At 58.3% G+C, this 18,328-nt stretch carries 18 protein-coding genes; 8 read left to right on the top strand and 10 right to left on the bottom strand.

From position 1 onward, the window contains the following. Nucleotides 1-14: 14 nt before the first annotated feature. Nucleotides 15-1,196 (bottom strand): aminotransferase class I/II-fold pyridoxal phosphate-dependent enzyme, encoded by a 1,182-nt coding sequence (locus AC2FEB_RS17900; protein WP_496675509.1) that lies wholly within the window; start codon nt 1,194-1,196, stop codon nt 15-17. Between the two features lie 108 nt (nt 1,197-1,304). Continuing rightward, nucleotides 1,305-2,633, bottom strand: a complete 1,329-nt coding sequence (locus AC2FEB_RS17895) for an amidase (protein WP_496675506.1) — start codon at nt 2,631-2,633, stop codon at nt 1,305-1,307. Between the two features lie 52 nt (nt 2,634-2,685). Between AC2FEB_RS17895 and AC2FEB_RS17890 the strand changes: the two genes are divergently transcribed. Then, a complete protein-coding gene (locus tag AC2FEB_RS17890; protein WP_496675504.1) occupies nt 2,686-3,948 on the top strand; it encodes an FAD-dependent monooxygenase in 1,263 nt (420 codons plus the stop codon). Here AC2FEB_RS17890 and AC2FEB_RS17885 read toward each other — a convergent pair. From AC2FEB_RS17885 to AC2FEB_RS17870, 4 genes are all read right to left on the bottom strand, one after another. Beyond that, nucleotides 3,945-4,130, bottom strand: a complete 186-nt coding sequence (locus tag AC2FEB_RS17885) for a Trm112 family protein (RefSeq protein WP_117872046.1) — start codon at nt 4,128-4,130, stop codon at nt 3,945-3,947. The two genes, AC2FEB_RS17890 and AC2FEB_RS17885, sit on opposite strands and share 4 nt — an antisense overlap. Next, nucleotides 4,127-4,768 (bottom strand): LON peptidase substrate-binding domain-containing protein, encoded by a 642-nt coding sequence (locus tag AC2FEB_RS17880; protein ID WP_496675500.1) that lies wholly within the window; start codon nt 4,766-4,768, stop codon nt 4,127-4,129. Before AC2FEB_RS17880 ends, AC2FEB_RS17885 begins: the two co-directional genes overlap by 4 nt. 27 nt (nt 4,769-4,795) lie before the next feature. Further along, nucleotides 4,796-5,710 carry a thioredoxin gene (gene trxA, locus AC2FEB_RS17875; RefSeq protein WP_496675498.1) on the bottom strand — a complete coding sequence of 305 codons (915 nt, stop codon included), beginning with the start codon at nt 5,708-5,710 and terminating at the stop codon, nt 4,796-4,798. A gap of 75 nt (nt 5,711-5,785) precedes the next feature. Beyond that, the gene (locus AC2FEB_RS17870; protein WP_496675496.1) at nt 5,786-6,574 is read right to left on the bottom strand and encodes an exodeoxyribonuclease III; all 789 of its coding nucleotides are present in this window, start codon (nt 6,572-6,574) and stop codon (nt 5,786-5,788) included. A gap of 242 nt (nt 6,575-6,816) precedes the next feature. Here AC2FEB_RS17870 and AC2FEB_RS17865 point away from each other — a divergent pair, with 242 nt between their 5' ends. Beyond that, on the top strand, nt 6,817-7,635 hold the full coding sequence (locus tag AC2FEB_RS17865) for a DUF2189 domain-containing protein (protein ID WP_496675494.1): 819 nt from the start codon (nt 6,817-6,819) through the stop codon (nt 7,633-7,635). A 218-nt stretch (nt 7,636-7,853) separates the two neighbouring features. Here AC2FEB_RS17865 and AC2FEB_RS17860 read toward each other — a convergent pair whose 3' ends face one another. Next, nucleotides 7,854-8,540 (bottom strand): response regulator transcription factor, encoded by a 687-nt coding sequence (locus AC2FEB_RS17860; protein WP_117872957.1) that lies wholly within the window; start codon nt 8,538-8,540, stop codon nt 7,854-7,856. A gap of 162 nt (nt 8,541-8,702) precedes the next feature. Here AC2FEB_RS17860 and ribA point away from each other — a divergent pair, with 162 nt between their 5' ends. Continuing rightward, nucleotides 8,703-9,794, top strand: a complete 1,092-nt coding sequence (gene ribA / locus AC2FEB_RS17855) for a GTP cyclohydrolase II (RefSeq protein WP_496675491.1) — start codon at nt 8,703-8,705, stop codon at nt 9,792-9,794. Beyond that, entirely contained in the window at nt 9,791-10,291 is a 501-nt protein-coding gene (locus AC2FEB_RS17850) for a L,D-transpeptidase family protein (RefSeq protein ID WP_496675489.1), read from the top strand. The genes ribA and AC2FEB_RS17850 overlap by 4 nt, the downstream gene beginning before the upstream one ends. On the opposite strand, the gene AC2FEB_RS17845 is transcribed toward AC2FEB_RS17850, so the two are convergent. After that, entirely contained in the window at nt 10,275-10,934 is a 660-nt protein-coding gene (locus AC2FEB_RS17845; RefSeq protein WP_496675487.1) for a YggS family pyridoxal phosphate-dependent enzyme, read from the bottom strand. The two genes, AC2FEB_RS17850 and AC2FEB_RS17845, sit on opposite strands and share 17 nt — an antisense overlap. Before the next feature lie 101 nt (nt 10,935-11,035). After that, the gene (locus AC2FEB_RS17840) at nt 11,036-12,091 is read right to left on the bottom strand and encodes a porin (RefSeq protein ID WP_117872956.1); all 1,056 of its coding nucleotides are present in this window, start codon (nt 12,089-12,091) and stop codon (nt 11,036-11,038) included. A gap of 285 nt (nt 12,092-12,376) precedes the next feature. Here AC2FEB_RS17840 and AC2FEB_RS17835 point away from each other — a divergent pair, with 285 nt between their 5' ends. The 4 genes from AC2FEB_RS17835 (at nt 12,377) to holA (ending at nt 17,098) form a co-directional block, all read left to right on the top strand. Further along, nucleotides 12,377-12,859 carry a DUF3576 domain-containing protein gene (locus tag AC2FEB_RS17835; RefSeq protein ID WP_117872955.1) on the top strand — a complete coding sequence of 161 codons (483 nt, stop codon included), beginning with the start codon at nt 12,377-12,379 and terminating at the stop codon, nt 12,857-12,859. A 72-nt stretch (nt 12,860-12,931) separates the two neighbouring features. Then, nucleotides 12,932-15,595 carry a leucine--tRNA ligase gene (leuS, locus tag AC2FEB_RS17830; RefSeq protein ID WP_496675484.1) on the top strand — a complete coding sequence of 888 codons (2,664 nt, stop codon included), beginning with the start codon at nt 12,932-12,934 and terminating at the stop codon, nt 15,593-15,595. Beyond that, nucleotides 15,582-16,073 carry an LPS assembly lipoprotein LptE gene (lptE, locus tag AC2FEB_RS17825; RefSeq protein ID WP_299643929.1) on the top strand — a complete coding sequence of 164 codons (492 nt, stop codon included), beginning with the start codon at nt 15,582-15,584 and terminating at the stop codon, nt 16,071-16,073. The genes leuS and lptE overlap by 14 nt, the downstream gene beginning before the upstream one ends. After that, a complete protein-coding gene (gene holA, locus AC2FEB_RS17820) occupies nt 16,070-17,098 on the top strand; it encodes a DNA polymerase III subunit delta (RefSeq protein WP_496675482.1) in 1,029 nt (342 codons plus the stop codon). Before lptE ends, holA begins: the two co-directional genes overlap by 4 nt. A gap of 1 nt (nt 17,099) precedes the next feature. Here the strand turns inward: holA and AC2FEB_RS17815 are convergent, their stop codons facing one another. After that, entirely contained in the window at nt 17,100-18,284 is a 1,185-nt protein-coding gene (locus tag AC2FEB_RS17815; protein WP_496675480.1) for a TIGR03862 family flavoprotein, read from the bottom strand. Nucleotides 18,285-18,328: the final 44 nt, after the last annotated feature.

Genomic DNA, 18,328 nt, shown 5'->3' with positions numbered 1-18,328 from the left:
TTTGCCCTCGTACCTCACGAATAGATGCAGTCGCGGAGTGTGATCAGACCACGCTGCAACTCTGTTTTTGGGGCCACCAACGCAACCCGGATAAAGCCTGTGCCCGGGTTTTGTCCCGGATCGCCTTGGGAAAGATATGCGCCCGGCAGGACCCGAACGCCGGTTTCTTTCCAGACCTTCAATGCAGTGTCTTCGCCATTCTCGACCGGCAGCCACAGAAAGAACCCTGCCTCTGGTGACATGTATCCCTGCACGCCAGCAAACACTTCATCCGCAATGGCGTATTTTTCCTGGTACAGCGCGCGGTTTTGTTCGACATGAGTCTCATCTGCCCACACCCGGGCAGCGGCTGCCTGTAACGGCAGTGGCAGCGGCGATCCGGCATATGTGCGCAATTGCTTGACCTGTTTGATCGTCTCAGTGCCGCCCGCGATTAGACCCGAGCGCAACCCCGCCAGGTTCGAGCGTTTGGACAGCGAGTTGAAAAGCGTGATCCGCTCAGGGTCCGCGCCCAGGTCCTGCGCTACAGTCAGAACCCCTGTCGGCGCTTCTTCCCGGTAAATCTCGGAATAACACTCATCCGCAAAAATGCGGAAATCGTACTGCTCGGCCAGACGGATCAGTTTGGTCCAATAATCGCGCGAGGCAACGGCCCCCTGAGGATTGGCCGGTGAACAGATATAGGCCACGGCAGTACGGTTCAGCACGTCCTCAGGTAGGCCAGCATAATCTGGCAGATGGCCCGTCGCGGCGGTGGCTGGCACGAAGTATGGCTGCGCGCCAACTGACAGCGAGGCGACCATGTAGACCTGATAAAACGGATTCGGGCACAGGATGATCGGTTGCTCACCATTCTTCTGTTCCGGGCACAAAGCCATGGCGGCGTTGTATAGGCCCTCGCGCGTACCGTTCAACGCCATCACGTTGGCATCAGGGTCCATCTGAACCCCATATCGCCGCTTGATCCAGCCCGTGATCGCACTGCGCAGGTCATCCGAGCCTTCGTTCGGGGGATATCCTTGGAACCCGGCGGCGTTTTCCATGATGACATCCGTCACCCAAGCCGGAAAGTCATGGGTAGGCGCACCAATGGTCATATGAACGACATCACCGCCCGGCTGGTGACGATCCAACAGAGCGCGCAGACGCGGGAATGCATAAGCCGGTAGGTTCGAAAACCGCTCGGGGAAATCCATAATACTGCCTCAACATCGGGGTCATTGGTGCCCCGTTTTTTTAGCAGATTACAGTCCGTGGGCCTCTTCGTCCAGACAAAGAGGTTCCGAATCAGGGGATTGTGGCATTCAGGCCAGCACCGATTCCGCTGCCGAACCAAGCCGCAACAACGCCTCTTCCGACCCTGGATAACCCAGCATCATCAACCCGCAACCGGGGGTTCCGGTGGGCAGGCTCAGCGCCGCAAGCCCCATCAGATTTCCAATACGCGTGTTGCGCAGGGCCAGCAGATTCTCGGTCACGTAGTAGTCGTGATCGCTGAGCAAGCGGTCCAGATTGGGTGGCAAAATCGGAGCCGTCGGCGCCAGAACCGCATCAAACGCCGCGGTTGCTGCGTCCCACGCGCTGCGACACGCCTTGAGCTTGGCCCAGGCGGCCACATAATCGGGGCCCGAATATCCCATGCCGATGCGGAATCGTTCGAGAATCTCGGGATACATCGCTTCGGGATTGGCTTCGATGACATCGCGCCACAGCCCATAGGCCTCAGTCGTGTATACGATGCTGGTCAACGTCATGGCTTCGTTCAACTCGGGCACTTCCAACGGCACGATCTCGGCACCCGCGTCCGCAAGTTTGGCAACGGCTTCGTCATACGCTTTGCGCGGCGTGTCGCGCAGGTCGTCCTTGGCGATGTTCTGCAAATCGGCAAAACGGCGTCCTTTCAGCGAAGCTCCACGCAGATCAGCAGGCGTTCCCCCCTCGAGCAAAGCCAGCACATGCGCGGCATCCTCGACCGAACGCGCCACAGGTCCAACCGTGTCAAACCGCAGGCAAAGCGGTACCACACCTTCCAGGCTGAGCCGCCCTGCAGTGGTTTTCAGCCCCACCAGACCATTCCAAGCCGCCGGGATACGCACCGAGCCGCCCGTGTCCGACCCGATGCCACACGCCGCCAACCCCCAGGCGACCGAGGCCGCCGCCCCTGAAGACGACCCCCCGGGCACTGCTGCCTCGTCATGAATGCAAGGCGGGGTTTCGGTGATCGGGTTCAACCCGAGACCGGAAAAGGCAAGCTCGCTCATATGCGTCTTGCCCAGACAAACCGTTCCCATCTGAGTCGCGTTGCCCAGCACCAGCGCATCCGCATCTGGTACGCGATCCTTCAACAGAGCCGAACCGGCCTCGGTCACGGTACCGGCGGTGTCGAACAGGTCTTTCCAACTGATCGGGACCCCGTCCAGCAACGACCGTCGCAATCCCAGTTTGGCACGCTGCTGGGCGGCTTCAGCCTCAGCCCGGGCGCGGTCATGGGTGACGCGGGCATAAATGCGGTCCCGATGCGGATGAACGTCAATAGCGGACAGGTAGGTTTCCGTCAGTTCGACCGGATCGATCTGGCCCATGCCAACGCCACGGCCCAAATCACACGCGGTCATGGTCAACCAGTCCTGCATCTTACCCCTCCTGATTTTTCGGCTTTGGGTGACGGTAGCGACAGGACTGCACATGGACAATCCCGAAAGGGCGCGCATATTGCAGGGCATGACACAGGCTTCTGACATTCTGATCGTGGGCGGCGGGCTAAACGGCCCTGCTTTGGCGCTGGCACTGGCACAAACCGGTCACTCGGTCACGGTGATCGATGCGCTGGTCGAAAAGGTGCGCAAGAACGCGGCATTCGACGGGCGTGCCTATGCGCTGGCTCTGGCCTCACAGCGGTTGTTGGATGCCATCGGCGTCTGGGGCCGCGTCGCGCAACACGCCCAACCAATGCTGGAAATCAAGGTTACAGATGGTCATGCCGGAACAGGACCATCGCCTTTTTTCATGCATTTCGACCATGCCGAGATCGAAGAAGGCCCGATGGGGTATATGGTCGAGGATCGTCACCTGCGCCGTGCTTTTCTGGACGCGATGGCCGAAGAGCCGCGCATCACCCAAGTAAGCGGTAAATCCGTCGTTTCGCAACAGGCCGACACTGCCAAAGTGACCGTGACGTTGGACGACGGCACAACCTTGGGCGGCAGCCTGCTGATTGGGTGTGATGGTCGCGGCAGCGGAACCGCGTCACGGGCCGGCATCAAACGCACCGGTTGGGATTATGGCCAGACGGCATTGGTCTGCGCCATCGAACATGAGCTGCCACATAATGGCATTGCGCATCAGTTTTTCATGCCACCCGGTCCGCTGGCGATTCTGCCGTTGACTGGCAATCGCAGTTCCATCGTCTGGAGCGAACGCACCGAAACCGCACAGCACATCAACGCCCTGCCCGAGGGTGATTACGTGCAAGCGCTGCGCCCGCGATTTGGCGATTTTCTAGGCAAAATCAGTCTGGCGGGTGATCGTTTCACTTACCCGCTGAACCTGACCATCGCCAATTCCTTCATCAGTGATCGCATGGCGTTGGTTGGGGATGCCGCGCACGGAATGCACCCCATTGCCGGTCAGGGCCTGAATGCCGGCCTGCGCGATGTCGGCGCCCTGGCTGAAGTTCTGACTTTGGCGGGACGGCGCGGCGAGGATATCAGCTCGCTTATCGTTCTGGAGCGCTATCAGGAATGGCGCCGTTTCGACACGGCCTCGCTGGCGATGGCGACGGATGTCTTCAACAAGATGTTTTCAAACGACAATCCGTTGCTGCGCCTTGGACGTGACATTGGCATGGGAGTTGTCGGCGCTTTGCCCGGACTGCGTCGCGGTTTCGTTCGCGAAGCTGCCGGGCTGACAGGTGATTTGCCCAAGCTGTTGCAGGGGCGCTCGATTTAATCCAGCTTCCGTGCCTCATCGACCAGCATGACCGGAATACCGTTACGGATCGGAAAAGCCAAACCGGCGGCCTTTGAAACAAGCTCTCGCTTTTCGGCGTCATAGTGCAGCGTCGTATGCGTTTGCGGGCAGATCATTGCCTCGAGCATGTGGCGATCAAAGGCGTGTTCAGGGTCTGTCATTGAAGTTTTTCCTCACTCGATCCGCCACGCATGGCGAATTCAATCAGCGTCACCAAAGTCTCGCGCCGGGTGCGAAGGCAGGGGGCCTCCAGCAGGGCCTGCTTGTCCTCGGGGTCGAAATCCAAAAGCATCGACAGAGAATTCACCAAAAGCTCATCCTCGGCGTCCTTGAGCGAGTCCCAATCGGTGGACAATTGGCGGGATGAAAAGAAACGCTCCAGCAATGTCAGGAACTTTGCGCGGTCGAACTCGTTGTCTTTCTCAACCTTGCCGAGGTCACGGTCGAACCCTTCCCACGAGACTGCGCACCGCCGGTAGGGCGTGAAAGCGTCCAGCTCTGACAGGACCCTGAACCGGGATACACCGGTCAACGTGATCAGGTAGCGGCCATCTTCCGTTTCCGAAAACTGCGTCACCCGCCCTGCGCATCCGATACGGTGCAGCTTGTCTTCATCACTGATCGAGGGGTTGGGTTGAACCATCGCGATCAACCGTTCCTTGGTTTTCAGCGCATCGTCCAGCATTTGAAGATAGCGCGGCTCGAATATGTGCAGCGGCAAGCGCGAGCGGGGCAGCAGCAGTGCCCCGGGCAATGGAAAAACGGATACTGTATCCGGCAGGTCGGCGGGATGCATCATGTTCCCAATTCTAGCTCTGATCGAAGATTAGGCAAATATCATCGAGCTGAGTTTGCGGCGTCCGTTCAGAACAATTGGGTCATTGGCCTTGAGCGCATCGAAGATCGTGAAAAGCTGGGTCTTGGCCGCGCCCTCATTCCATTCACGATCCCGGCGGAACAGTTCCAGCAATTGTGCCACGGCTTCTTCCACATCGCCGTTCGCGTGCAGCGCCTGCGCCAGATCAAAGCGGGCCTGATGGTTGTCCGGATCAGCCTCGACAGCTGCCATCAGCTCGGCGACGGGGCCGGCATCTGCCGCCTGCTTGGCAAGTTCCAGTTGCGCATGTGCGGCCTCCAGCTCGGCCGAAGTAGAAATCTCGGCCGGAGCGCCGTTCAGGATCGCCTCTGCCTGCTCCAGATCACCGGTGGCGATATGCGCCCGCACCAGCCCACCATAAGCCGCGGCGTGGTTTGGATCTTCACCCAGAATTGCGGCAAAAGTCTGAGCCGCGTCCGCAGCCGCACCTTCGGCAAGCATTTCCTCGGCAGCCTGCACGGCATCCTCCAACTGGCCGCCCGGGCTTTCACCACCTGCGGCTTCGATCACACGGTCCACGAAGGCCTTGATCTCGGATCCCGGCAACGCGCCTTGAAACCCGTCCACCGGCTGGCCCTTGAAAAAGGCATAGACGGTCGGAATCGACTGGATGCGCATTTGCGCAGCAATTGTCTGCGCCTCATCCACATTGATCTTGACCATCTTCACCGCGCCTTTCGCGGCTGTCACAGCCTCTTCCAGCATCGGGCCAAGGGTTTTGCACGGGCCACACCAAGGCGCCCAGAAATCGACGATCACAGGTGTTTCCTGCGAGGTTTCGACCACATCGGCCATGAAAGTGGCCTCGGTCCCGTCTTGGATCAGATCGGTTGCTGGGGCGTCTCCGCCGTTCAGAAGGTCCATGGCAATCACTCTTTCGTTCGAATTTGCGCCCTATATGCAGTCGCTGGCCGCGGAAACCAAGGGCTGAGTTGCGGATCAGACGTCGAAACTGGCAAAGACCGGAGCGTGATCGCTGGGTTTTTCCCACCCACGGGCATCCCTCAGGATACGGCTGGAATGGCCCGCGTTCGAGATATCGGCCGTAGCCCAGATATGATCCAGCCGACGCCCCTTGTCTGCCGCATCCCAATCCCGGGCGCGATAGGACCACCAGCTGTAAAGCTGTCCTTCCTGAATATCCTGACGGGTGATATCGACCCAGCCGCCTGCTTCCCGTGTCTCGGCCAGATGCTCGACCTCGATGGGCGTGTGCGAGACGACCTTCAGCAGTTGTTTATGTGACCAAACGTCATCCTCACGCGGGGCGATGTTCAGGTCGCCGACAAGGATGGATTTAGCCGGCTTTTCCGCACGGAACCAATCGCGCATATCAGTGAGGTAGTCGAGCTTTTGGCCGAATTTCTCATTCACGTCCCGGTCCGGCACATCGCCGCCCGCCGGAACATAGAAGTTATGAATCGTGACACCGTTTTCCAACCGACCGGCAATGTGGCGGGCATGTCCGAGGCCTGCGAAATCCTGATCGCCAACCTCTTCCATCGGCAGGCGCGACAGGATGGCGACACCGTTGTACCCTTTTTGCCCTCGCGCAATCATGTGCGTGTAACCCAGTTCGGCAAAACCTTCGGTCGGGATTTTCTCAACCGGTGATTTACATTCTTGCAGGCACAATACATCTGGGGCTTCTTCCTGCAGCAATTTCAGCACGATAGGCTCACGCAGGCGAACAGAATTGATGTTCCATGTGGCAAGGGTGAAAGGCATGTCGGGGATTCCTTTGTCGCGATTGGCGCAGGTTAGCGTGGCACAAAGCCAGTTGCCACGAGAAAAGGCAGCTTCATGCCTTGACTATCCGTCGGCAGGTCAACGAGCTTCGCCGTCGCGCTTTCCCTTGCCCTGATACCTCGCCTGATGCAGACTTGTGCGCGAATTAGGAATGTCTGTTTCACCGCTGGGTCTGTTCGCGAACAGACCCGACCGGCACTATGCTTTGGGAGGAGTGTGTCATGGCATCCGAATCCGCAGGTTCCACGCCGCCGGAAAACCTGACGCCACAGCAGCAGGCCATGCCCAAGGTCAACAGGGTCACTGTAGATGATATCACAGCGTCACTGAAGGCAGGGTTTTCCGACTTTCTGGCCCGTCCTGTCATGAGCGGTTTCTTCGGCCTTTTCTTTGCGGTTTTCGGAATTCTGTTGGTTTGGGCCCTGATCTGGCTTGGCCAGATCTGGATGATTATCCCTGCCATTGTAGGCTTTCCGCTGATCGCACCTTTTGCCGCCGCCGGGCTTTATGAAATGTCGCGCCGTTTGCAGAAAGGTGAAAGCTTTGGCTGGTCTGAAATCCTGACCGTTATGGCCAATCAACGCAAACGTGAAATGGGCTGGATGGCCTTTGTCACTCTTTTCATTTTCTGGGTATGGATTTACCAGGTTCGGCTTTGGCTGGCGATCATCCTCCAGAACGCATCCTTTTCGGATTTCGACGGGTTTTTGAACGCCGTATTCTTCACACCGCAGGGTTGGGTATTCCTTGCCGTAGGCACCTGTGTCGGCGCATTCCTGTCGGCCGTACTGTTTTCGGTGACCGTCGTCGCCATGCCTTTGCTGCTCGACCGAGAGACCAACTTCATTTCCGCCATGTTGACCTCTTTGCGCGTCGTATCGGAAAGCCCGGTGGTCATGCTCGGCTGGGCGGCGATCATCTCGGTTACCATGCTGTTGTCGCTGGTTCCGGCGTTTCTGGGGCTGATCTTTACCCTTCCGATCCTTGGCCACACCACGTGGCACCTTTACCTGCGCGCCGTTGCCCCAGCGGAAGGGTAAACCGCCGCAGAGCTCACCTCCATCATTGGTCAAATATCGGTCAATGCGGCTGTCTGACTTGTGTGGAAACCTTCCCTCAGCAACGAAAAAAAAAGCCGGGCCATTCGGCCCGGCAGTCCAACAGGGAGGTACATGTCATAACCCGGACATGCACGGGTTGGGAGTAACCTAATTATGAGTACAGAGTATCACTTTGATCCACATCAATCCACAACCAGTTAAGACACGAGCCTATATCCACCCGATTCTGTGACCAAAAGGCGCGCATTGGACGGATCGGGCTCGATCTTCTGACGCAAACGGTAGATGTGGGTTTCCAGCGTGTGGGTCGTGACCCCGGCATTATAACCCCACACTTCGTGCAACAGCACATCCCGCGCCACGACGCCATCGGTCGAACGGTACAGGAACTTGAGGATGTTGGTTTCTTTTTCGGTCAGACGGATTTTGCGATCTTCTTCCGTGATCAGCATCTTCATCGCTGGCTTAAAGGTGTAGGGGCCAAGCACAAATACCGCGTCTTCGGATTGTTCGTGCTGCCGCAGCTGAGCGCGGATACGGGCCAACAACACCGGGAATTTGAATGGTTTGGAGACATAATCGTTCGCGCCGGCGTCCAGGCCAAGGATCGTATCGGCATCGCTGTCATGACCGGTCAGCATCAGGATCGGGCTTTTGACACCCTGTTTGCGCATCAGGCGACACAGTTCCCGCCCATCGGTATCGGGCAGACCAACATCAAGAATGACCAGATCATAGATCGCTTCGCGCGCGCGCTCCATTGCGGACTGGCCGTCTGACGCTTCGAAAACGTCAAAATCCTCGGTCATTACAAGTTGCTCGCTGAGCGCCTCGCGCAGATCCTCGTCATCGTCCACCAACAGGATTTTCTTGAGTTGAGCCATTTCCCGGTCCTCCAAACGCTTTTCCATCACTTGCGCGCGGAATATGCAATCAACAAGATTTGCTGCAACGGTTTCACGCCTTCGTGTCAGAGTTGGCAGAAATGTTTCACATTTCCTTTCGAAAGAGCTAGGAGAAGGGCTCAGCGTTATAGGGTAACATAGATGAGTCTCATTCCCGATATCACCGAACTTCTGGCCAGGGCCCGGGCCGATCTGCGCATGGGCGTTCCTGTGGTGCTGACCGATGACAGAGGCTTTAGCGTTGTGGCGATCTCTGCGGAAACGCTCAGCCCACAGCGCCTGGCTGATCTGAAAAAGCTCGGGGAACCAGTGGTGGCCATTACCGGGCGGCGGGCTGAAACTCTTAAAGCGCGGGCCTATGACGGTGATCTCGCGCGGGTTTCGATTCCCGCTGATGCAGACATCACATGGGTGCAGGCGGTTGCCGATCCCTCAGACGATCTGAACGCGCCGATGAAAGGGCCGCTGATGACCGAGCGCCACGGTAACGCCAATCTGCACCGCATAGCAATTGCGTTGGCCAAGTCGGCTCGCATTCTTCCTGCTGCGGTCGTCGTGCCAGTTGAAGACGGCCGGGCCTTGGCCGCTTCGCATGGCCTGACCTGCATTGATCACACACGCGCCGCGCCGCATCTTGCGGACCGCAGCGCCTTGCATGAGGTGGTCGTCGCCCGCCTTCCGATGGAAGTGTCCGAGGCCGGTCGCCTGCATGTTTTCCGCCCCGAAGATGGCGGAGAAGAACATTACGCGGTCGAAATAGGCCGCCCGGATCGGGACAAGCCGGTTCTGGCCCGGTTGCATTCTGCCTGTTTCACGGGCGATCTGATGGGCAGCCTGAAATGCGACTGCGGTCCGCAATTGCGCGGCGCCCTGGCACAAATGGGGGCCGAAGGGGCAGGTGTTCTTCTGTACCTGAACCAAGAAGGGCGCGGTATCGGGCTGGCCAACAAGATGCGAGCCTATTTTCTTCAAGATCAGGGCTTTGACACGGTAGAAGCCAACCACAGGCTCGGCTTTGAAGATGATGAGCGCGATTTCCGACTTGGATCGGATATCCTGAAATCTCTGGGTTTCAATTCGGTGCGCCTGCTCACCAACAACCCCGCCAAGATCTCGATGATGGAGCGGGCAGGCATTGCCGTAACCGAACGTGTACCATTGAAAGTAGGCGAAACCGCGCATAACCGGGGATACCTGGCCACGAAAGCCGCGAAATCCGGGCACTTGCTGTGACCCCAGACGATCTTGTGCTTTCCCCGCGTGGCGTTCGCTTTCTTGGCAGGACTTTCGCCTGTTCCATTGGCAAAGGCGGATTGAGCAACACGAAACGCGAGGGCGATGGGGCGACACCTACGGGATGCCATCGAATCGTTGGAATGCTCTACCGACCTGATCGGCTGATCGCACCCAACTTCTGGGCGATCCCGATTGGGCCGATGGACTTATGGTCGGATGACGTAGAGGACACCCATTACAATCACATGGTGTCTGCCCCTTATGCGTTCAGTCATGAAAAACTGCGCCGGGCCGATCCGCTTTACGATCTGGTCCTGTTGACAGACTGGAACTGGCCGAATGCGGTTCCCGGCATGGGATCGGCGATTTTTCTGCACCAATGGCGCAGGCCCGGTTACCCGACCGAAGGCTGCATTGCCTTCCGTCGGGACCATCTGCACTGGATTGCAGGGCGAATTTCCCTTGGAACGCGCCTGATTATCCCAGAGGTTTGACCCGCTCGCCGAAAATGGCCGATCCGACGCGGACATGGGTCGCGCCCAATGCGATGGCCTGCTCGAAATCACCACTCATACCCATCGACAACCCCTCAAGCCCGTTGCGTGCGGCGATCTTGGCCAAAAGCGCGAAATGAAGTGTGGGTTCTTCATCGACCGGCGGGATGCACATCAACCCACGCACCGGAAGGTCCAAAGACTGGCATTCCGCGATGAACCCGTCCGCGTCCGCAGGAAGAACGCCTGCTTTTTGCGCTTCTTCACCCGTATTGACTTGAATGAACAGGTCGGGGCAGCATCCCACCTCTTGCGCCAGCCGCGCCAGGGTTTTGGCCAGTTTGAGGCGATCGACAGAATGGATCGCATTACACAGTTCCATTGCCTGCCTGGCCTTGTTGGTCTGCAAAGGGCCGATGAGATGCAGATCGACAGCATCAAACTGCTCTTTGAAAGCGGGCCATTTGCTGGCCGCCTCCTGCACCCGGTTCTCACCAAAACACCTGTGCCCCTGTTCAAGAACAGCCTGAACCCGTTCGTTGGGCTGCACCTTGGACACGGCAATCAATTTTACCGAACCGTCCTGCCGTTGTGCTTTGGCTTCGGCTTTGGCGATACGCGCGGTGATCTCTTGCAACGACATGGGGCCCTCAATCTGTCTTTGGCGCAGAAAAACACCAAGTCAGCACAAAAGAAAAGGGCGAGTCCGAAGACCCGCCCTTAAACCTTACGGTTCAGATCAGCTTAGAAGTTGAACTGAGCACCGAAGTCAGCCTTCATAGTCGAGTCTGCGCAAGAGTCACAGTCGTTTACACCCAGACCACCGCGCAGCGATACACCGCCACCCAGGTCGTAGATCGCACCGATAGCAACCTGCTGAAGGTCAGCAGAGGCGTTACCGTCACCGTAGGTGAACAGCAGGGTGGTTGCAGCGCCCAAGTTGTAGGCAGCCGACAGACCCCATGCAGTACCGTCAGTCGCTGCAACCCCAGTTGAGTCGTCCGCGACAAACAGAGTACCCGAGAAGTCACCCCATTCGCCACCCAGGGTCAGAACGGTCAGGCTCGGATCGCTTACACCGGCAACACCCGCGTCGGTCTGACCATAGGCAACAGCGGCAGTGATGTTGTTGAAGGTGTAGGTTGCGCTGATGTCCCAGCGGTCTGCGTCAACGGTGGTCGAAGTTGTACCACCAGCTCCGATAACGGTAGCCTGTGCTTGGTCATACGATGCGCCAAACGAGAAGTCGCCTACGGAGTACTGGAAGAACACAGCGTTCGCACCCGAACCGGTCGACGAGTACGCCAGGAAGTTATAGTTAACGCCCGAGTACTGACCAGCGAACAGTTCCAGACCTACTTCGTTGCCGTAGTAGTTTGCCAGGTTGTCAAACGAACCTGCGACGTTGCCCGCGTCAACACGCAGACCACCGTAGATGACCGAGAAGCGTGCGCCGTTCAGGCCGGCCGAGTTTGCTTCACCGTTGCTGGCGTCTTCGTCGGCCTGCAGACGAACACGGCCTTCAAAACGTACGCCGCCATCGGTTTCTGCGATGCCGTCGATGTTCAGACGGAAGCGCGATACCAGAATGACGTCGTCGGTTTGAGCGGTCGAGCTTGCCAGGACGTCGTCGGCTGTCCCGTTCAGGCCATCGGCGCCAGGCCCACGAACGATGGTGGTTTCGCTACGATCTTCAGTGTAGCCAATACCAAAACGGCCATAACCGCTGAAGTTAACTTCAGCTGCTGCAACGCCTGCGGTCGCGATCAGCGCCGTCGATGCGAAGAGAACTTTTTTCATCTTGTTTCCCTCGGTTTCATTCAAAAGAGTTATCTACTCGACACATGCCTAGGCATATGTCTCAGCACGGACACCGTTTCGCTCTTTTTGCCCCTGTTGCGCAAGCTTGGCATAAACCCGGTCACGTCATTGGGGTCAGATTGGTGCAAGGATGCCACAGTTCCTTTTCGCCCGGATGCGGGTGATACACTTACATTTCAGAAGAATAGGCTTGTTGCAGCGAGGGTCCTTGGCTAGGAGTATGCCCTGAATACTGCACAACAAGTGAAACAGGACCTGCTGACAATGCGCCTGCCTACGATTTTGGGATTAATCATGCTGACCACCACTATTGCGGCATGCGGGCAGAATCGAACCACTTCGACATATTCCCCCAATCCCGCCAGCGGTAACTCCGATGAACGCGAATTGAACGATCCCGAACGTTCAACGTTGTGGGATATTTTTGACCGCAGCACGGCCGAGCAGACCACCAATGTAAACCGGTACCTGTGGGCAGCTTCTCTGGACATATTGAATTTCCTGCCAGTGCAGGAGGTCGATCCGTTTACCGGAGTGATCGTAACAGGTTACGGCACCCCTCCGGGTGGTGGCCGGTCATACAGGGCGACCGTACACGTCAGCGATCCGGCGCTTGCAGCCCGGTCTTTGTCCGTCGCCCTGCAATCCAGCGGTGGCGCCCCGGTAAGCGCGGCAACAACACGTGCCGTGGAGGATGCGATTCTGTCCCGCGCCCGTCAGCTGCGCATCGAGGACAACAAGTTCTAGCAACCCGCCGAAAATCACACTAATACCACGCCGGGTTCCTACCCGGCGTTTTCATTCACGAAGGACCGCACAATGTCGCGCTATTCGGCCACCGAAATCGAAGCAAAATGGCAAGAGGCCTGGGACAAGGCAGGAATCTTCACCGCCAACCACAAGGCGGACAAGCCGAAATACTATGTGCTTGAGATGTTCCCCTACCCGTCCGGCCGAATCCACATGGGGCATGTGCGCAACTATACGATGGGCGACGTCATCGCGCGGCACAAGCTGGCCACCGGGCACAATGTTCTGCACCCAATGGGCTGGGACGCGTTTGGGATGCCGGCGGAAAACGCTGCCATGGCGATTGGCGGTCACCCTAAAGAGTGGACTTACGGTAATATCGCCGACATGCGCGCCCAGATGAAGCCGCTGGGCCTGTCGATCGACTGGTCCCGTGAATTCGCCACATGTGACCCGGAATATTATGGCCAGCAGCAGGCACTGTTCCTCGACATGCTCGAGGCCGGGCTGGTCTACCGCAAGAACGCCGTGGTGAACTGGGATCCGGTCGACATGACCGTTTTGGCCAATGAACAGGTGGAGAACGGGCGCGGATGGCGCTCGGGCGCGCTGGTGGAACGGCGCGAGCTGACACAGTGGTTCTTCAAGATCTCGGATTATTCCGAAGAACTGCTGGACGCTCTGGACACGCTGGAAAACTGGCCCGCCAAGGTTCGGCTGATGCAGGAAAACTGGATCGGCAAGTCGCGCGGCCTGCAATTCGGGTTCGAGCGCACGGATGGTGGGGAACCGATCACCGTCTACACAACGCGCCCCGACACGCTGCTGGGTGCGTCCTTCGTGGGGATCTCGCCCGATCATCCGATCGCCAAACAGCTTGAGGCCGAAAACCCAGAAGTTGCTGAATTCGTTGAGGAATGCCGCAAGGGCGGCACCACGGAAGAAGCCATCGAAACCGCGGAAAAGCTGGGCTTTGACACCGGTATCCGCGTCAAGCACCCGCTGGACCCGAACTGGGAACTGCCGGTCTGGATCGCCAATTTCATCTTGATGGATTATGGCACCGGCGCGATTTTTGCCTGCCCGGCCCATGACCAGCGCGACCTTGATTTCTGCCGCAAATACGATCTGCCCGTGGTCGATACGTTCTTTGCGCTGGACGACGACACGCCGGTCGATAAGATCGCCTTTGTCCCGCCAAAGACCGAAAAAGTCCGCTGGGTGAACCATTTCGCGGGCCTGACCGAAGCAACCGGCGAAGAAGCGATCAACGCCACCGTCGATTTTGCCGAAAAAGCCGGTTGGGGCGAAGGAGTAACCAAGTATCGTCTGCGTGACTGGGGCTTGAGCCGTCAGCGCTATTGGGGTTGTCCGATTCCTGTCGTTCACTGCGACAGCTGTGGTGTGGTCCCTGAAAAGAAAGAGAATCTGCCGGTTCGCCTGCCCGACGATGTCACATTCGACAAACCGGGAAATCCGCTGGATCGTCACCCGACGTGGCGCGAATGCGCTTGCCCGAATTGTGGTGCCCCCGCCCTGCGCGAGACCGACACGATGGACACGTTCGTCGATTCCTCATGGTATTTCGCCCGTTTCACCGCTCCACGTGCCGAAACCCCCACTGATCTGGCCGAGGCGGAATACTGGATGAATGTCGACCAGTATATCGGCGGTATCGAACACGCGATTCTGCACCTGCTGTATTCACGGTTCTTCGCACGCGCGATGAACATCACCGGGCATTTGCCGGACAAAGCCATCGAACCCTTCGACGCGCTGTTCACCCAAGGCATGGTCACGCATGAAATTTATTTTACCCGAAAACGCTTTAAGCGATCGGACGTAATTGACGGCGAAGAAAAGGAAATCGGCGTAACAAAGGCGGTATTTCACTACCCCGAAGATGTGATCGTTGGCTTGTATGATGGCAAGCGAGTTGGAGTGCTAAAAGCTGACTACAACGAAGATTTATCGTTCTCAGAAAACTACTCAGTTGTAAAACATGATGCGACGAAGGCTGTGGAAACAGTACCGTCAGCCAAAATGTCAAAGTCCAAGAACAATGTTGTAGATCCAATCGACATCATCTCGGCCTTCGGCGCCGACACAGCCCGCTGGTTCGTTCTATCCGATTCGCCGCCCGAACGGGACGTGGAATGGACCGCTGCGGGGGCTGAGGCCGCGTACAAGCACCTCAACCGTATTTGGAACCTCTGTGACAAGATCGGTGCCATGGACCCGAACGCCACGGGCGAAGGGGATGAGGATCTGCTGCGCGAGATGCACAAAACCATCCGCGACGTGACTTTGGGTGTTGAAAGCTTTGGCTTCAATGCAGCCATCGCCAAGCTTTATGCCTTCACCAACACCCTGGCAAAATCCAAGGCAGGTGCTGCGGCCCAAAAGCAGGCCATCAAAACGCTGGCACAGCTGATGTCGCCGATGACACCACATCTGGCGGAAGATATTTGGGCCCATCAGGGCGGCGAAGGCCTTGTGGCTGTTGCGCCATGGCCCGTCGCCGACGAGGCGATGCTAGTCGATGACACCGTCACCTTGCCGATTCAGATCAACGGCAAGCGTCGCGCGGAAATCAGCGTGGCCAAAGATCTGGACAAAGCTGAGGTTGAAAAAATCGCGCTCAGCACCGAAGCTGTCCAAAAGGCGCTGGAAGGTAACGCGCCGAAGAAAGTGATCGTAGTTCCGGGCCGGATTGTGAATGTCGTCGTTTGATCGCAGAACCTTTTTACTGATGCCGCTGGCGCTGGTCGCCTGCGGCTTTGAGCCTGTCTATGCACCTGGCGGATCGGGTTCGGCCTTGTACGGCCGTGTCGAAGTGTCCGCCCCCAACACCGTGGAAAGCTATTTGCTGGTCCAAAATCTGGAACAGCAACTGGGACGAAGCGCCGGGTCGGTCAACGACTACAAGCTGGATGTTCAGGTTTCGACCGTAACACGGGGCGCCGCAATCACCACAACCAACGAAACGCAACGCTACACCATCGACGGAAGCGCGCAGTATGCCCTGCGGTCCAACGCAACCGGTCAGATCATCGCCTCGGGCTCGGTGGCGGACTTTGTGTCCTATTCTGCCGCAGGGTCGACCGTTTCCACATTGGCGGATGAGCGCGACGCCAAAGAGCGATTGATGGTGATTCTATCCAGTCAGATCATGAATCGTCTTTACGCTACACCGGATCTGGCCGCATGAAATTGAGCCCGCGCGAGGCTGATGGGTACTTTGCCAAGCCAGACGCGGACAAGATCGGGCTGCTGATCTATGGCGCGGATGCGATGCGCGTTGCGCTCAAGCGGCAACAGGTGCTGGCCTCTCTGCTTGGCCCCGGAGCCGAAGAAGAAATGCGTCTGACCCGCCTGCCGGGTGGCGATCTGCGCGGCGACCCCGCTCTGCTGTTGGATGCGGTCAAGGCGGTCGGCTTTTTTCCCGGCCCACGCGCCGTTTTTGTGGAAGACGTTACAGAAACCGCAGCACCTGCGATTCTGACGGCGCTGGAGGACTGGGCACCCGGCGACGCCCAGATCATCGTGACGGCGGGACAGCTGAAGCCCAGCTCGAAAATTCGCAAAGCGTTTGAAGGGCACCCTGCGGCGTATGCGGTAGGCATTTATGACGATCCTCCGTCGCGCGCCGAAGTAGAACGAGTTCTGTCCGAAGCGGGTATGAAGAACGTGCCTCGCGATGTCATGTCTGCGATCAGCGAATTGGCCGTCAGCCTCAGCCCCGGTGATTTTGCCCAAACCGTTGAGAAGCTGTCGCTTTACAAGCGCGGCGACAACACTGAACTGACCATCGACGACATCGAAGCGTGTGCGCCGCGCTCTACCGAAGCGGCGCTGGATGACGTTCTCAACGTTGTTGCCGAAGGCCGCGCGGGTGAGATCGGGCCGCTGATCCGAAGGTTGCAGGCACAAGGCACCAATGGCGTGACACTCTGCATCGGGGCGACCCGGCACTTTCGGACGCTCTATGCCTGCGCCTCGGATCCCGGTGGTGCGGCGCAGGGCATCGGCAAGCTGCGCCCACCTGTCTATGGCAAACGGCGTGACCGCATCTTGCGGCAGGCGCAGGGTTGGGGGGCGGCCAAGCTGCAAACTGCGCTGACGGTTCTGACGGATACGGATTTGTCGCTGCGGTCCGCCGGGCAAACAGCCCCTGCCATGGCGCTGGTGGAACGCGCGATGATACGTTTGGCGATGTTGGCGCGATCCCGCTAAATCACTTGGCCGTTTCAAGCCAATCTGCGGCGGCCTGACCGGCCCAGCGCCCAGTAGCAAAGCAAGCCGTGAGCAGATATCCCCCGGTTGGGGCCTCCCAATCCAGCATTTCACCTGTGCAGAACACACCCGGCAGGGCCGTCAGCATCAGCCCGTCATCCAGCGCTGTCCGTTTCACACCACCTGCGGTCGAAATGGCTTCATTCATCGGGCGAAGTCCGGCATGCCGGATTGGCAGCTTTTTCAACATGCTCACTTGCACGGATTGAGAGTGGCCGCCGCGTTTTGCCATTTCATGAAATAGGGCGATTTTCTGAGCGGACAGGTTCAGCGACTTTCTCATCCACTGGGATAACGTTGTTTTCGACCGTTTTGCAGAAAACCGCGCCAGCAGAACCTGTCGATCCAGATCGGGCATCAGATCAACAAACAAAGGCTTCCCCGCACGCAAGGCCGGTGTCAGAGAATAAAGCCCGCCGCCCTCCAGACCGGTCTCGGAAATCGCTGCCTCTCCTCGACTCTCAAGGTCGCCTGCAATCCATCGGACCGATTTCAATGCGGCCCCGAAATGAGGCTGCATATGAGAGCTCCAATCGACTGAAATAGCTGAGTTCGCAGGTTCAAACGGAGCCAGAGCCACACCTTTACTGCCCAATATCTGCGCCCAGTGACCGTCCGAGCCAAGGCGGGCCCAGCTTGCGCCGCCCAGTGCCAGCACGGTGACATCCGCTGAGATACTGCGCCGCCCGTCCGGGGTGTCAAACACCAGCGCTTCACCGTCCCAGCCGGTCCAACGCCAGCGGGTCCTGACCTCGAACCTGGACTCGCCCAACCGTGCCAGCCAGGCCCGCAACAAAGGCGAGGCCTTCATGGATTCAGGAAATACACGCCCCGTCGAGCCGACAAACAGCGTCTGACCCAGATCACGCGCCCAGCGCTGCACCGCCTCGGCATCAAAGGCTGAAATGATCGGGCGCAACCAATCCGCCGCCACTCCATAGGCGCGGATCAGGTCATCAAGCTGCTCGTCCTTGGTCAGGTTCAGACCCGACTTCCCGGCCATCAGGAACTTGCGCGCGACCGAAGGTTTGGCCTCGGCCACCAATACGGAATGCCCGGCTGCTGCCAGTTGCTCGGCTGCCATCAACCCGGCGGGGCCTGCTCCGATCACCACTGCCTGCGCCATTCGCACCCTCTTGCCTTCGCCCGTCACAGGCGCAAGTTTCATAT

The organism is Ruegeria sp. YTSC106, assembly GCF_059609765.1.
The sequence above is the reverse complement of the archived record's forward strand: the minus strand, read 5'-3'. Positions and strand labels throughout refer to the sequence as shown.

Excerpts from the sequence above, each read along its gene's own strand:
- AC2FEB_RS17880 (WP_496675500.1), bottom strand. The coding sequence starts at position 4,768 with ATGATGCATCCCGCCGACCTGCCGGATACAGTATCCGTTTTTCCATTG.
- AC2FEB_RS17900 (WP_496675509.1), bottom strand. The coding sequence starts at position 1,196 with ATGGATTTCCCCGAGCGGTTTTCGAACCTACCGGCTTATGCATTCCCG.
- AC2FEB_RS17840 (WP_117872956.1), bottom strand. The coding sequence starts at position 12,091 with ATGAAAAAAGTTCTCTTCGCATCGACGGCGCTGATCGCGACCGCAGGC.
- AC2FEB_RS17845 (WP_496675487.1), bottom strand. The coding sequence starts at position 10,934 with ATGTCGTTGCAAGAGATCACCGCGCGTATCGCCAAAGCCGAAGCCAAA.
- AC2FEB_RS17890 (WP_496675504.1), top strand. The coding sequence starts at position 2,686 with ATGGACAATCCCGAAAGGGCGCGCATATTGCAGGGCATGACACAGGCT.
- AC2FEB_RS17865 (WP_496675494.1), top strand. The coding sequence starts at position 6,817 with ATGGCATCCGAATCCGCAGGTTCCACGCCGCCGGAAAACCTGACGCCA.
- AC2FEB_RS17815 (WP_496675480.1), bottom strand. The coding sequence starts at position 18,284 with ATGGCGCAGGCAGTGGTGATCGGAGCAGGCCCCGCCGGGTTGATGGCA.
- AC2FEB_RS17885 (WP_117872046.1), bottom strand. The coding sequence starts at position 4,130 with ATGACAGACCCTGAACACGCCTTTGATCGCCACATGCTCGAGGCAATG.
- AC2FEB_RS17835 (WP_117872955.1), top strand. The coding sequence starts at position 12,377 with ATGCGCCTGCCTACGATTTTGGGATTAATCATGCTGACCACCACTATT.
- ribA (WP_496675491.1), top strand. The coding sequence starts at position 8,703 with ATGAGTCTCATTCCCGATATCACCGAACTTCTGGCCAGGGCCCGGGCC.
- AC2FEB_RS17870 (WP_496675496.1), bottom strand. The coding sequence starts at position 6,574 with ATGCCTTTCACCCTTGCCACATGGAACATCAATTCTGTTCGCCTGCGT.
- AC2FEB_RS17895 (WP_496675506.1), bottom strand. The coding sequence starts at position 2,633 with ATGCAGGACTGGTTGACCATGACCGCGTGTGATTTGGGCCGTGGCGTT.
- AC2FEB_RS17860 (WP_117872957.1), bottom strand. The coding sequence starts at position 8,540 with ATGGCTCAACTCAAGAAAATCCTGTTGGTGGACGATGACGAGGATCTG.
- trxA (WP_496675498.1), bottom strand. The coding sequence starts at position 5,710 with ATGGACCTTCTGAACGGCGGAGACGCCCCAGCAACCGATCTGATCCAA.
- lptE (WP_299643929.1), top strand. The coding sequence starts at position 15,582 with ATGTCGTCGTTTGATCGCAGAACCTTTTTACTGATGCCGCTGGCGCTG.
- leuS (WP_496675484.1), top strand. The coding sequence starts at position 12,932 with ATGTCGCGCTATTCGGCCACCGAAATCGAAGCAAAATGGCAAGAGGCC.
- holA (WP_496675482.1), top strand. The coding sequence starts at position 16,070 with ATGAAATTGAGCCCGCGCGAGGCTGATGGGTACTTTGCCAAGCCAGAC.